Raw genomic sequence first — 13,149 nt, 5'->3', positions numbered from 1 at the left:
CAGATAAATTCATTTCTAGTATTCTATGAAGCGAGTAAACGAGGTGAATCATGAGTCCATCACGATTACTCCGATACAGTGACATCCTGTACCAAACGATTCTTTTTAGCATTTTTATCTTTGATGATTCCTTGATACGAAATCGATTCATTTTTCGTATCGACTACCGTGACTTGGAAATCTGAATCATTGATATTAGCGATATGGTATAGCTTTCCCTGCGCAATCATCGTATAGGAGCCATTGAAGCGATAAGCATGCTGCCCTTCCACTTTATGTTGCTTGACTTGATTTGTTTTAAAGTCATAGGTGCTCCATTTAATACTTTTACTTTTTTCTGAGTCAGATGCTCCGTAAGCAATTAGTGATTGGCTGTTTTCAGCAGCATTAAAGTTCCCTTCCGCTGCATACGCATCAAGTGCTTTGATTCGTTTGATGCCTTTGCCGTTATCTAGATAATAAGCGCTATCTTTTTCTACCCCTTCCGCATCATATGCGATTTCACGATAGACAATTCCATAGTCGTTCACTGCTACATAATGACGTTCTTGATTAGTCTTAAGTTGCTCGGATTGAAGCGGCTCCACTTTTCCTTTTGCAAGGTTGAGTAATAACACCGTCGATTTTTCCTTTGTTCCATGATCATCCCGTTGGACGTATACGTTCATGCCGTCTTGATGAAAGACACGGATGTCAGCCATTTCACGATCCGGTACCGTTAAACGATGAGAAAGCGTCTTTTTAAACTGTTTCTGTGTACTTCTGTCATAAGAATGATAGTTCAACTGAGATGCCTTTACTTCAATTCCGTATGTTCGCGAGCCCATTTCACTAGTAAATACGTCTTCCTTAGAAAGAAATCGATAGAAATCAGCAGGGAAGTCTGCAGCATAGCTATTGAACAACCCTGTGATATAGTTCTGCGACTCACTATGAATTTGACCGTCCAATTGGATATTGTATCGAGTAGGCTTGATGTCTCCATTTTCAATCTCGATGTTTACTTTTTTAAGAGCATCTGCATTTTCTTTTCGTATACTCTCGACTTCATAATCCGATCCTTTAATGCTTGCAGCGTAACCAAAATAACTGAGTAAGGTGACGCCAGCAATGCTTCCTACGATGATCATTTCCTTATATCGTCTCATGACTTCCTCCTTCTAATGATTAAATAGATACTTTATGGTTCAGTAGTCGAACACATTTCCAACTTATATATATAAAATAGATGAGAATAAAGGAAAGATAGACGAATACCTGTTGATTCGGAATGAGCATGCTAGTCAAATCAAATAAGTAACGTAATGCAATGAATGGTACGATCAAGAGCGCTACATCCTTTGCGATCGTCAGCAAAGCTTTCCCTTTTTGATAGGACCGCTCCGTCAAGACGAACAAGAAGACCATCGTGATGACGAAGAGTGCGAGCGCTAGAATGACGAATGTATCGATCACATTGAAGGTATAGAGCATGTTCAACGCAGCTGACTCCCCGATGATTTTGGACGCTGCTTGTAAATGTTCCGGGAGTAACCATTCGTAGAGTCGACGACTTATAAGAATCGTGATCCACTGGATGCCCATGAAACCACATACAAATACCAATACTGTTGTCAGTTTGGATAAGAGGATTGTGATGCGTTTACCCGGTAGCATCAATAAACGGTAGATGTACTTGGACTCGCCATACCAATCGCGGTACCAAATTTGAAAGGCATATAGAATCGTGAACATGATACCGATGGCAATCATGTACTTGAAGTAGTTGGTCGCATCGCCAAACGTCAAAGGTCCATTCAGTTGATCAACAGCTTCCATTTCCGTAAGTCGCTCTTTTTTCATCAAATCCTCCAGCTTGGATTGATAATGAAGAACCTGATATACGACCGATGTGAGTTCAACAATCACTAACATCGTCAATATCGAAAGGTATAGTTTGAAGCTTCGCTTGATTTCCTCGTTTGATAGCATAAAGAATTTCTTCATGTCTGATAAACCTCCCTCATTCGATCCTGTACTGATTTCCCGTAAAGCTCACGCATCTCTTCCGAGTCATCTTCCTGTATGATGGTCCCGTTCTGAAGAAAAATAACGCGGTCGATGAGATGTTCCACTTCTGCAATCTCATGAGTCGTCATCAAGATGCCCTTCCCTTCCATATAGTGACTAGAGAAGATCCACGCAATTTGTTCTTTCGTAAATAAATCAATCCCAGCCAACGGTTCATCGAGCAGTAAGTAAGGTCGATTCATCGCAAATCCAATCAATAGATTAACCTTTGCTTTATTCCCTTTCGATAAATTGGCGATGCGGTCTGTCGCCATCAGTTTAAAGAACCCCATCAGTTCCTCTGCTACTTGTTGGTTCCAATCCGGATAGTAGTCGCGCATATAAGCGATAGCTTCTCCGACACTCATGTATCCAGGCATTGTTGAAAGATCGGGTACAAACGCGATGGAATCATGTATCGTTTTCCCATCCACTTTGATTGTTCCAGCATCCACTGGAACTAAGCCCATGATCGCTTTCAAAATGGTGGATTTGCCTTCTCCATTCAATCCAATAAGGCAGGTAAGTTGATTTAATGGAACAGTGAACGATACATCGTTCAGGACATTCTTTTTTCGACCATATGATTTTCGTAATCCACGGACTTCAAGCATCTAGCTCACTCCTTTTTCGAATGTTGTATTCTTTTTCAAAATTAATGATGACCTCTTCTAATGGAATCTGGATCGCATATATCGACTCTACGAATTGCTTCACTGCATTTTCAAGAAGCTCTATTCGCGCTCGATCAATGATGGATTGATCCATCGTCACCTTACTCGGTACGTTACGGTCGGTTGTAATCAACCGCTGCTCCTCTAGTTCCTTATATACTTTTTGCGCGGTATTAGGATGAATTTTAAGCTCACTTGCTAATGCTCGACGCGAAGGGATACTTTCTCCTCTTTTGAATTCACCTATAACGATTCGTTTTTTAAACCAATGGAGAACCTGTAGATAAATAGGGCTACGTTGATCAAAATGCAATAACATCACCTCTCTTGATGAACGTTGTATTAAAACAATAATACACTTCTTAACTGTATGATATGTGCAGTACAGTGATAAGTCAACGCTTATTTTTTAAATCTTTCAGTTTGATTTTAAATAACTGATATGACTTACTTTTGTTTATGATAAAAATTTCGCTTTTTAATAAAAGGCTAAAATATAGAATTAATAAAAAAATCCTTAAATCACTCCATTTAAAGGATTGAGAAATATGGAGGCATCGCTGGATGTTCTAATCAATTTATAGCAAACCAACATGTTATAGTTTTCTTTTCAAAAACAAAAAGAATTAAAAGATTAAGCGAAATTACTTAAATAAAATATTTTACTAAATAAGTATGTTTTTTATTATGGTTACGAATTTATAAGAAGGTATCCTATCTCATTTGTTTTAAAAAGTATGAGCACAGGATTGAAAACAAGCGAAATCGTCTATTCAGTCCTCTTATTTTGCAACACACCTATCGATGAGATAAATTGTTATTTATGCAATTAGTATGAAAATAGTGAAGTCTATTTCAAATACGCTATAGTAAAATTTAGAGGTCTTTGACCTAATATAAGGAGGTATACAATGAAATACTCACTATTAGGAATTGCAATTATACTTTTTGGAGTCGCTATCATGATCGCATACAGTTCAACTGGGTATGGCTATCTGTTAGGCACAAAATTTGGTCTGACGATTTCTTTTATCGGACTGGTCATCAATATACTTAGTCTTTTTATTAAAAGTGACAGAGATCGTTTGAAATAACCGTCTTTACTATGTCTGAGTAAGCACAGGATTCATACATAAGAGGCAGTTCTCTTTCACCTGTGTTGATAGATCAAATCTTGAACATACTTTGAAATATTTAATTACATCTAGAAATTTAATCGTGTTTTCTCAGATAATCGACCATTGTCACAGCATGGCTCAAGGTTTCTCATCGCCTTATGACATGCTGTTTTCAATTTTTAAAAATTTTTCTATCTTAATTGAGTCTTATAACAATACAGTTCGTCCGTTCCACTCCTTTTGTCCACATCCAATGACTTACGCTTGACGTACCCATGACATTCTAATTCTTTACTTTGTATTTCTAAAGATTTAAGACATGTAAATAGATTTAAGGTGATTTTGGCTTATTTCACATCATTTATTTTAGAAGATATCGGTTCTAATGATGATTTGAATAATTACTTACATCTACTTAATTTATGTATCCCTATCGCTAGATCAGTAAAAACTAGTACTTTACCTCTTAACAAAGTTATCTTTAATTCGAAAAATATATGAAAAGAAAATAAAATTTAGCGTATTTAATGTTTTTTTCTTACTAAGCTGTAAAATAAAAATAACGTATACATTTCATTAAAAAGGAGGTGAATATATGCAGATTCGTAGAGGAATTCTACTTGTCGTGATTGCGATTGTATACCTTTTACTGTTTACCATCACCTTTTGGAGTATCATTGGTCTATTTATCACTATTTTAGGTCTATATTTCTACTTCAAACCAAGACTTCGCAGTCCTGTCAAATATCCCGTGGTTGTTGTTTGGCTAGGTGTTTTCATCGCTTTTGCAATTTCTATCTATATGGTGAAAGGAACAGAGACGCAAAATGCAGAAATCAAGTCTTCTTCAAAAGACTCGAAAACGTTAATTGCATTTAAAAAAGAAGCGACGGAATTGAAAACATCTTTGCAAAATACACAACGTAAGCTTAAAGAACAGCAACAAGAAATAAAAAAGTTGAAAGAGGGGTTAACACGCAAGGAAGAATTACGCCTACAAGCGGTTGAAAGTTATCAAGAGGAAGCAGACAAACGTTCTGCCCTTGAAAGTGAATTGAAAGAAGAAGAGACAAAACGAATCGCGGCCGAAGAGAAAGTGGATGAACTCCAGTCATCCTTAGCAAGTATTGAAACTTTGATGGAAGAATCGGAAAACCTTGCTGACGAGGAGTACGAGGAAATCCCTGAAGAAGAATATGTAGAAGAAGAAGTCGCAACAGAGTTAGAATACGATCCGAATGGCGCAGATCGAGATTGTGGTGATTTTTCAAGCGCACAGGCTGCTCAAGATTTTTATCTGGCTGCCGGAGGTCCTGTCAACGATCCTCATGACTTAGACCGTGATAACGACGGGAATGCTTGTGATTGGAACTGATTTCTTTGTCAGATCTTTTTCGCATGTCGTATTTTTCATACATGTATCTTTTTTTCTTATCCAACTTTACTTTATGAAATCAATAAAAAATGATTAGGTGGTAATATATCATGAATCAAGGTGTAGAAGACATCAATCATTCGGTCTCCATTGAAGCTCCTATTGAAGAGGTCTGGGATCGAATCTCGACCGCTCGTTCTCTATCACAATGGTTTATGCCGAATGATCTCATTGCACGTCCAGGATATGAGTTTCATCTTCAATCCCCTTTTGGTCCATCTCCTTGTACAGTACTCAGCGTACTGCCAGAGAAAGAATTGTCATTCCGTTGGGATGAGGATGGATGGATTGTAACTTTTTCTTTAAGTACAATGAATGACCTTACAATCTTTACGGTGAATCATAGCGGTTGGAAAAATGCGAATGATCTTGTCCCGAAGGTAAAGCAACCACAAGGTCAAGTTCGTAATTTCATGTCCCAAGGCTGGTATGGGATGTTGCAAAAATTGAAAGAAACTCTTTAATCAAAGGCGTGTACATTTTTCTTTGCCAAAGTATAGTCTGTGATTTCAAGACGACCTCCCGTATAGTTTTTTTTAGGTTAGACATTATTAAAGCAAAAGGAAGTGTCGTCATGTTTGATCGGTTTAATAAAGAACAGCACCAACAAATTATTCAGTCCATTCAAGATTTTTTCCTAGAAGAGCGCGATGAAGAATTATCCGAGTTCGCCGCAGAACGTGTTTTGGATTTCATCAAAGAATCGATTGCCGTTCATTTTTATAATGTGGGGATACAAGATGCTCATGCAGCGGTGTTAAACCAATTCTCTTCATTAGATGATGAATTGTTAACGCTTGAACGTCCACTATCTAAATAATGATGATAGAGACATCATTTCATTCTGTTCTAATTAAAAAGTGTGCGCCGGCGCACACTTTTTAATTTTTGTTTACTATTATGCAAAACATATCATACAGAGTTTTATTTATGTAAATCACTATATCTTACTTATTTAATCTAAGCTATATGTACTGTAGGATCATTTCAATCGAATATATTGAATCATTTTATAGATAAAATAGAGAACGACCATGATAAAAAAGATATTACCTAAAACTTCTAAGAATGCGATCTGATCCATCTCCGCCACTCTCCTTTTAGCTGAACTAAAATGTATAGTTGAATTGACCTGAATTCTAACATACTTTGATTCTTAAACGAAACCCTTGCTTTTAGATTTCCAAGATGGAGTATACATTTTTTTATAAATATCCGTTTTTTATTTTACAGTGTTAGATGCTTAAGCTTTACTACCCAATGCATTATAAAATGGAATAGGTATAATGAACATTTCGGGTTAAATGTATATTAACTATTTTTATTAAGATTATGGTGAGTGAAATAATAAAAAGTATGCGCCGGCGCATACTTTTTATTTTGTATTTTTTAACGTTATTAAAGTGTTTTTTTTTTTGTAAATAAATCTTATATACTTAAAAGAAGAAATACATAATAAAACCGTTATTGTGCTTAGCGTAAAGGAGAATACATTGAAACTTGAACGTTTACTAGCTATTATTTTTAAATTACTACATCGCTCTACTATTTCTGCGACACAATTAGCCGAGGAATTAAATGTCTCTCAAAGAACGATTTATCGAGATATCGAAACGATCAGTGCAGCCGGTATTCCAATTACCTCATACCATGGAACAAACGGCGGATTTGGTATTATGGAGAACTACAAATGGGATAAAACGTTTTTAGATACTTCTTCTATGGTTGAGGTATTATCTTTAGTAAAAAGCTTATCGGATCAATTAAATGATCAAGATCTCAAAAAAACACTTGATCGCTTATCTATTCTCACAGAAGAAGAACAAAAGAACTACTTACACATTGATTTAACGCATTTTTCTGTTGATCCTTCTGATTTAATTGATTTACAAAAAAGCATTAAAGAATCAAAACGAATTAGCTTTCAATATATTAGTGCTCAAAATGAACAGACTACGCGAGAGGTCGATCCGCTTTCTCTACAGTATAAATTCCGGACTTGGTACTTATACGCTTATTGTCATTTAAGAAATGACTATCGAGAATTTAAAGTATCGCATATCCTTCATCTTCAGAGATTGACTACCTCTAATATGGATTCTCATTCTTTACCGAAAGAGAGTCCATTAGTTGATCCCCCAAGAGAACGTATCATTCTACGTGTCCATCCTCAATCCATCCATTTAATATTGAATTATTTTAACCATCAATCGATGATTCAAGAAGAAGATGGGAGTGTTACCGTGACATTGATGTTGCCCACACCCTTAAATGCAGAATGGCTTATCAACATATTATTAAGTTTTAGATCAGGAGTCGTTGTTATTCATCCTCTGTACTTACAGGATGTTTTAAAAAATGAAGCTAAAAAAATAGTCAGATTATATGAGGATATATGACAATCAGTTGTCATATATCCTTTTTTATAATCAACGTAGTTAGACAACAAATACTACTACTATTAAAGGAGCGATTTAAATGAATGCGGGAAAAACAATGATTTCTTATCATGAATGGGCAATGAACACGATGTTAGATCATCTAAATGAATTACCGAAAGAAGTTTTAAAAAATGAGATAAAAAGCTCTTATCCCAGTATTGCTAAAACACTTAGCCATATTCTTGCTGTTGATACCATGTGGATTCAAATTCTAGAAAAAGTAGATCTTCAACAAGCATTACAAGATGCGATGAGTCAAATACCGTTCACTGATGAATATACAATTGAAGAATTCAAAATGGCATTCAAAAATGTCGGATCAAAATATCAAACCTTCTTAAACAAAAACTTAGACCTCACTGTGATGATAGATGTAAACAACCCTTGGTCTGGTACGCGGCAAACAACCTTTGAAGAAATTCTCTTACACGTATCTAACCATGGGACGTACCATTTAGGGAATATCACTACCATGCTTAGAGAACAAAATGAAACTTCACTCATGATGGATTATTCTCTTTTTTGGTATGAAGACACAACAGTTACATTATGAAGGGACGTATTAATAGTTAGTAAGCAATTAGAAATTCTGTTTTAAAGCAAAAAAGTGTGCGCCGGCGCACACTTTTTTGCTTATATGATTTATGGTAAGCCTTGAAGATACACGAACTATATCCTAAGAATAAAAATCGAAGGCGCAATTTCGTTTCATACATGTTTCATCAACTAATTTATTCTCTCATCGATCAACTCATTTTTTTTAAAAGGTTTCTTCGCAGTATATACAGTTTTGTTTCACGTGAAACCTTATCTACTTTATGTTTTCCCAATTTATACGTATCAGACTGATGTTTCGTAAGAACGTGAGGCTTTAGATGTAATCTCTTATACCATCTCTATGTTTGGGAGGATTAGTTTTTAGTGAGCAACGAAAGCATTACTTCTCAAACTCCTGTGAATGAGGTGACGGAAAAAATATAGAGTCCCTACATTGCAGTTAATGTAAAAGGTATGTTCCCTTTCTTAGAGGCTGTCATCCCGCACATGAAAAAACAATTCGAAGATGCAATCGTCATCTTGGAGAGCATACGGTATCGGTTCTTTCATTCCTTATGCATTACGAAATCGGCCACTCATACAATGACAGATTTACTTGCCATCTCACTCGCACCTGACATTCGCGTTAATTGTATCTCTTCTGAAGCGGTCGCCACGCATTGGTGGGCTGGGATTGAGGAACGGATGCATGGTTTAGCAGGTAACCTTCCCTTAAAGAGAATCTCCACACCGGAGGATATCGCAGAGGCTATTCTATTCCAGTTGACACAACCATCCATAACATGAAAAGTCTTCGTGATGGATAATGGTCAAACACTTTAATTTTTAAACGACACAAGACAGATTTAAATCGATATCTGTTTTCAAAAAGTGTGCGCCGGCGCACACTTTTATCTAATTTCCCTACTACTCTTCAGACATGCTATGCTAGCTATATCGAATTAAGGGGGCGTGCATTATGGACTCTACCTCATCCGTCCAACATAGACAACTTGTTGTATCTCAAGCAGCGAAGACATTGCTTGAAAACGATGTCACCGAACAACTGATTTCTATCGATATTATTGATGTCGAAGCTTATGTCAATCAACTTTACGAAGAATATTATGAATTTCAAAATGAAGAAGATGTTTATACCAAGCTTCGCTATTATTCCTTTAAGAAATTAAAACGGCGCTGGGTACGGGCAGCCGTAAAAAACTACGTTGAGAATAAAGGTCCGATGAAAGAACTACGAGGACTTCATAAGATGTATTTAGAGTACTGGGACATTGCGGGAAAAGAAGGTTTCCAGCGAAAGTTCTCCGCTGATAGTGTTGAGAAATTGATGCAAGAACACATACAGGAACTTGAAGAATGGGCTGAAAATAACAACTTGCTGATTCATACGTATCCGCACTGGGGACAAAAAACGAAGAATCAGCAAACGACAACAATGCGGACCGATATTCTAATGGTTATTGGCGAGGTTGCGAAGGAATTGAAACGTGCGCAACCAAAAGCACACGTTGCCACTTCTACCTCAATTACGGTACCATTCTTTGGAATCGCTGATCGCATGAAAAATACGACGGAAAAGTTCAATCAAGGAGAAGGTATGTTGACGGACTTATCTCTTGATCTCCACGACTTCTCCGCTGTCGTTCCTAAATACAAACAAGGTATACCGACGAATTTATCGGTTCTCGTCAGTAACGAGTTTCTTGCAGAACTCGACGGTAAAGTCCCCGATCTTGATGCTCGTGATTTTGAGGCCTTTAACGAAATTCTGTCATATCGCGATGTGACGTTTCAAACGAGTCGAAAGATCGTCTTCCCAATCTCAAAACTTGTCAAAAAGATTTATGGAAACGATAGCGGGAAAAGCTATACTCTCACAACCCAACGTCTTGTAAAACTCGGTTATTATCGCGTAGCTGTTAGAAATGAGGAAGGGGACCTCTCGATCTTTGGTCTCTTCTCCTCGGTTAAAATTAGTAATGCTTCATCTGTTAAGCGGGACACACAAATTACCGTCACTGTCTCAGAGGAAGTCTATGATGATTTATTAAAACAACAGATCATTAGCATCTATGGTGAACAAATTGAGCGATTAAAAGGAACGTTCGCTTATCATTTATCCTTTGTACTTCAAAAGGAACGACTTAACTCGTATCAGTTAAACGAAGCAATGCCCGCGAAACGACATTGGCGGCAGTTTACACACTCGATTCGATTTAATAAGAGTCGAAAAGCAGAAAACTTGAAAGAGCTTGAAACTAACTTGGATCGTATCAAAGAACTTGATTTTATCATTCAAGATTGGCATCGGTCCGGTGACTACTATTTCTTATACTTCCATCCCTTGGAACGCTGGGAACATGATGATCGCCGCAATGCCCTTCTCCTATAAGTAATATCAAGCAGATCAATAGAAAGTAGTCTTCTTCCATTCTTCATAGATTCAAATAAAAGAGCGTATGAGATCATGAATCTCGTACGCTCTTTTGAATGCTAGTTATGATTTTCCTTAAAACTATATGATGGTAAATAAGCGTTTTTCCTCATATCCTTAATCTACATTGTCTTTGTCCTATTAAATCGAGATTAGCTATCGTGTCATGTTGCCATTGAAAAATATGGTCGCTTTATGATCGCTTTAACAGCAATACAATAATCAAAGATAAGCAGCATTAAGCACTCAGCCATGCTCATGTACACTTTGATAATCACACTCATATATTTATATAAACGATCATTTTAAAAGATCTGTAAAGTAGTACCAATATAAATGGTCGTATATGAAGCAATAAGCAACAAATTAGGAACATATGTTCTGTTTAATTTTCTGTTTTTCTCCTTGTTGTAAGAACTCACGTATAATTGGATGTCTTATTCCCCAGTACATCTATTGATTGTACATGTCGAATCGTGTCGGAAAACGACCATTTTTTAAATTTAGACGTTATTTACCGTACTGAAACAGCACTTTTTCTTATATTTTTAGCATTTTTGTCGGATTTGACCGTACTGAAACAACACTTCATCGATTTAGGTCGTCGATCACCGTACCAAAACAACAGTTCTATAGTTTTGGTCGTTGATTACCGTACCAGAATGACCTTTTTGCAGTTTAGAACACTTTTTAAAAATTATTTTAAAGCGACTAACTTATCCATTTGGTCGTCATGTACCGTACTCAAACGACACTTTTAGACATTTTAGTCGCTCTATCCCGTACTGAAATGACACTTTTAATCATTTGGTCGTTATGTACCGTACCAGAATGACATATTGCATCGCTATATGTATGAATTTAATCAAGAAAAACCTCTAGAAAGCGCATCATATAAGGATTTTAGAGATTCTGGTCGTTTTTGACCGTACTGTAATGACATCTTTTTTATACCTGAAAACGGCTTCATATCAACGTTTTTAGAACATTGGTCGTTTTTGACCGTACCGAAATCACTTTTTGACAGTTCCTTTTCTGAACAGGATACTAGTACTAATAGTTCAGAGTAGGGGAGGTGTAGGTATGTCATTTAAACATGAAAATCGTCATGTATTGGTCGCTAATAAATTACTGATCGCGATGAGCGGCTTGACACGTTGGACAAAACGTCAAGACAGTTTTTTATATGAACAGCATCACTATAACATTCCAGGACCTTTCCTGGCATTGAAGTGGACAAAATCTCGTATTCGGCATTTGTTGACGCTTTTATCACATTGCGATGATCAAGGCGTTCTCTCGTTGATGGAAAGTGAAGCATTGGCTCACTATGCGCGTACGTCAGTTCGATCGTTACACAATAACCTACGCCTTTTTGAATCAGCTGGACTAATTCGTTATTCGATTCATTTCTCCGGAGTCGTTACCATTGAACTCGTAGATTATCTCGAGAACTACCGTGATCTTTTTGAAGAAGATGGTACGTATACATCGAAGACCGGTTATACGTCTCTTTGGTGTGGGATGGTGCGCCAACTGATGGATATTGAGCATGTGAATATCCTTCGTGTCGCGTTACGTGCTCTTGTGCAAGTAGAGCGAGACGTAAATGTTCAATCGCAGGAGAAAGCGACTTTAACCTATGATGAAGTACGTGGATTCCTACCACGTTACTGTGGACACCGTTTGGCTGTAAAAGGCATGCTCGATCAACTATCGCAGTTTTTCAATGTGCATTTAGTTGAGAACACGAAAGATTTCTTATCTGCTGTTAAAGAGAATGTCTCGCTTAAGAAGCGCATACATACCGTAACACGTCCTTTAATGTTTCACGTGAAACTCGAAGACCAAATTAACAGTAAGCGTATCCGGGAAGCGGAACGGGCGCGTACGTTGATCAGTTGGTTCGATCTTCGAGAAGTCGCCCGTGACTACGTAGATTTTGATGCATTAGAAGTTCCGCAAACATCGCTGCAGTCGTTGAGTGATACGTACGGATTTGCTGCCTGTGATGCAGTCATTCGTTCGATTCGAAACGATTTCTATCAATACGGGGAACGTCTCGAAGATGCAGAACTCTATCGCCTCTTCTTTGACTCACCAATTCTCTATCTAAATGAACAACTCCGAGTCGTATCGGAAAAAATGGCCATTGCATGATGGTCTATTTGTCATGCTTTTTTTTGAAAATAGTCGTGAAAAGACAACAATTCCGCGTTGTTTTAAGTTATCCTGATCAATTTCATTGTAAAACTACTCATTTTATTGATCCCTCCAAACTCAATATGAATATGCCATACTATTTAGGAAAAAAAACAAATTCTATTGTCAAAAAAACAGTTTTTTGAGTTGCTTATTCAATAGTTTCTGAACAAAATCATTTAATGAATTCATAAAAAACAACACTCTTTGAATTTCTACAAATTGTGCTGTTCGTTTC

13 protein-coding genes are annotated in these 13,149 nt (G+C 37.0%); 9 read left to right on the top strand and 4 right to left on the bottom strand.

Annotated features, from left to right (window positions below; genetic code table 11):
- Positions 1-65: 65 nt before the first annotated feature.
- Genes ASF99_RS00310 through ASF99_RS00295 form a run of 4 tightly spaced genes read right to left on the bottom strand, consistent with a single transcriptional unit; the run spans position 66 to position 3,042 of the window.
- Positions 66-1,148 (bottom strand): hypothetical protein, encoded by a 1,083-nt coding sequence (locus tag ASF99_RS00310; protein WP_055966368.1) that lies wholly within the window; start codon positions 1,146-1,148, stop codon positions 66-68.
- A gap of 19 nt (positions 1,149-1,167) precedes the next feature.
- The gene (locus tag ASF99_RS00305; protein ID WP_055966366.1) at positions 1,168-1,986 is read right to left on the bottom strand and encodes a hypothetical protein; all 819 of its coding nucleotides are present in this window, start codon (positions 1,984-1,986) and stop codon (positions 1,168-1,170) included.
- Positions 1,983-2,663, bottom strand: coding sequence for an ABC transporter ATP-binding protein (locus ASF99_RS00300; protein ID WP_055966364.1), 681 nt, complete (start codon positions 2,661-2,663; stop codon positions 1,983-1,985). Before ASF99_RS00300 ends, ASF99_RS00305 begins: the two co-directional genes overlap by 4 nt.
- On the bottom strand, positions 2,656-3,042 hold the full coding sequence (locus ASF99_RS00295) for a GntR family transcriptional regulator (protein WP_055966362.1): 387 nt from the start codon (positions 3,040-3,042) through the stop codon (positions 2,656-2,658). Before ASF99_RS00295 ends, ASF99_RS00300 begins: the two co-directional genes overlap by 8 nt.
- A gap of 592 nt (positions 3,043-3,634) precedes the next feature.
- Between ASF99_RS00295 and ASF99_RS00290 the strand changes: the two genes are divergently transcribed.
- The 9 genes from ASF99_RS00290 (at position 3,635) to ASF99_RS00250 (ending at position 12,869) form a co-directional block, all read left to right on the top strand.
- Positions 3,635-3,817: a hypothetical protein gene (locus ASF99_RS00290; protein ID WP_055966359.1), complete on the top strand. Its 183-nt coding sequence runs from the start codon at positions 3,635-3,637 to the stop codon at positions 3,815-3,817.
- A 619-nt stretch (positions 3,818-4,436) separates the two neighbouring features.
- Positions 4,437-5,216 carry an O-antigen polymerase gene (locus ASF99_RS00285; protein WP_055966358.1) on the top strand — a complete coding sequence of 260 codons (780 nt, stop codon included), beginning with the start codon at positions 4,437-4,439 and terminating at the stop codon, positions 5,214-5,216.
- A 110-nt stretch (positions 5,217-5,326) separates the two neighbouring features.
- Positions 5,327-5,740: an SRPBCC family protein gene (locus tag ASF99_RS00280; RefSeq protein WP_055966355.1), complete on the top strand. Its 414-nt coding sequence runs from the start codon at positions 5,327-5,329 to the stop codon at positions 5,738-5,740.
- 110 nt (positions 5,741-5,850) lie between these two features.
- A complete protein-coding gene (locus tag ASF99_RS00275) occupies positions 5,851-6,096 on the top strand; it encodes a DUF2164 family protein (protein WP_055966353.1) in 246 nt (81 codons plus the stop codon).
- Between the two features lie 673 nt (positions 6,097-6,769).
- Complete coding sequence (locus tag ASF99_RS00270) at positions 6,770-7,675, top strand: helix-turn-helix transcriptional regulator (protein ID WP_055966350.1); 906 nt, start codon at positions 6,770-6,772, stop codon at positions 7,673-7,675.
- Positions 7,676-7,754: 79 nt separating this feature from the next.
- Positions 7,755-8,270: a DinB family protein gene (locus ASF99_RS00265; protein ID WP_055966347.1), complete on the top strand. Its 516-nt coding sequence runs from the start codon at positions 7,755-7,757 to the stop codon at positions 8,268-8,270.
- 491 nt (positions 8,271-8,761) lie between these two features.
- Positions 8,762-9,061 (top strand): SDR family oxidoreductase, encoded by a 300-nt coding sequence (locus ASF99_RS00260; RefSeq protein WP_235515853.1) that lies wholly within the window; start codon positions 8,762-8,764, stop codon positions 9,059-9,061.
- Positions 9,062-9,233: 172 nt separating this feature from the next.
- Positions 9,234-10,667 carry a hypothetical protein gene (locus ASF99_RS00255; protein WP_055966333.1) on the top strand — a complete coding sequence of 478 codons (1,434 nt, stop codon included), beginning with the start codon at positions 9,234-9,236 and terminating at the stop codon, positions 10,665-10,667.
- A 1,125-nt stretch (positions 10,668-11,792) separates the two neighbouring features.
- A complete protein-coding gene (locus tag ASF99_RS00250; protein ID WP_055966330.1) occupies positions 11,793-12,869 on the top strand; it encodes a hypothetical protein in 1,077 nt (358 codons plus the stop codon).
- The last annotated feature ends 280 nt before the right edge of the window (positions 12,870-13,149 follow it).

The sequence above is a fragment of the Exiguobacterium sp. Leaf187 genome, assembly GCF_001423925.1.
Taxonomy (GTDB): domain Bacteria; phylum Bacillota; class Bacilli; order Exiguobacteriales; family Exiguobacteriaceae; genus Exiguobacterium_A; species Exiguobacterium_A indicum.
This window is presented reverse-complemented; position numbering and strand designations above follow the sequence as displayed.

Bases quoted from the DNA above. Each gene is read 5' to 3' on its own strand.
- ASF99_RS00310 (WP_055966368.1), bottom strand. From the start codon at position 1,148: ATGAGACGATATAAGGAAATGATCATCGTAGGAAGCATTGCTGGCGTC.
- ASF99_RS00305 (WP_055966366.1), bottom strand. From the start codon at position 1,986: ATGAAGAAATTCTTTATGCTATCAAACGAGGAAATCAAGCGAAGCTTC.
- ASF99_RS00300 (WP_055966364.1), bottom strand. From the start codon at position 2,663: ATGCTTGAAGTCCGTGGATTACGAAAATCATATGGTCGAAAAAAGAAT.
- ASF99_RS00295 (WP_055966362.1), bottom strand. From the start codon at position 3,042: ATGTTATTGCATTTTGATCAACGTAGCCCTATTTATCTACAGGTTCTC.
- ASF99_RS00290 (WP_055966359.1), top strand. From the start codon at position 3,635: ATGAAATACTCACTATTAGGAATTGCAATTATACTTTTTGGAGTCGCT.
- ASF99_RS00285 (WP_055966358.1), top strand. From the start codon at position 4,437: ATGCAGATTCGTAGAGGAATTCTACTTGTCGTGATTGCGATTGTATAC.
- ASF99_RS00280 (WP_055966355.1), top strand. From the start codon at position 5,327: ATGAATCAAGGTGTAGAAGACATCAATCATTCGGTCTCCATTGAAGCT.
- ASF99_RS00275 (WP_055966353.1), top strand. From the start codon at position 5,851: ATGTTTGATCGGTTTAATAAAGAACAGCACCAACAAATTATTCAGTCC.
- ASF99_RS00265 (WP_055966347.1), top strand. From the start codon at position 7,755: ATGAATGCGGGAAAAACAATGATTTCTTATCATGAATGGGCAATGAAC.
- ASF99_RS00260 (WP_235515853.1), top strand. From the start codon at position 8,762: ATGAAAAAACAATTCGAAGATGCAATCGTCATCTTGGAGAGCATACGG.
- ASF99_RS00255 (WP_055966333.1), top strand. From the start codon at position 9,234: ATGGACTCTACCTCATCCGTCCAACATAGACAACTTGTTGTATCTCAA.
- ASF99_RS00250 (WP_055966330.1), top strand. From the start codon at position 11,793: ATGTCATTTAAACATGAAAATCGTCATGTATTGGTCGCTAATAAATTA.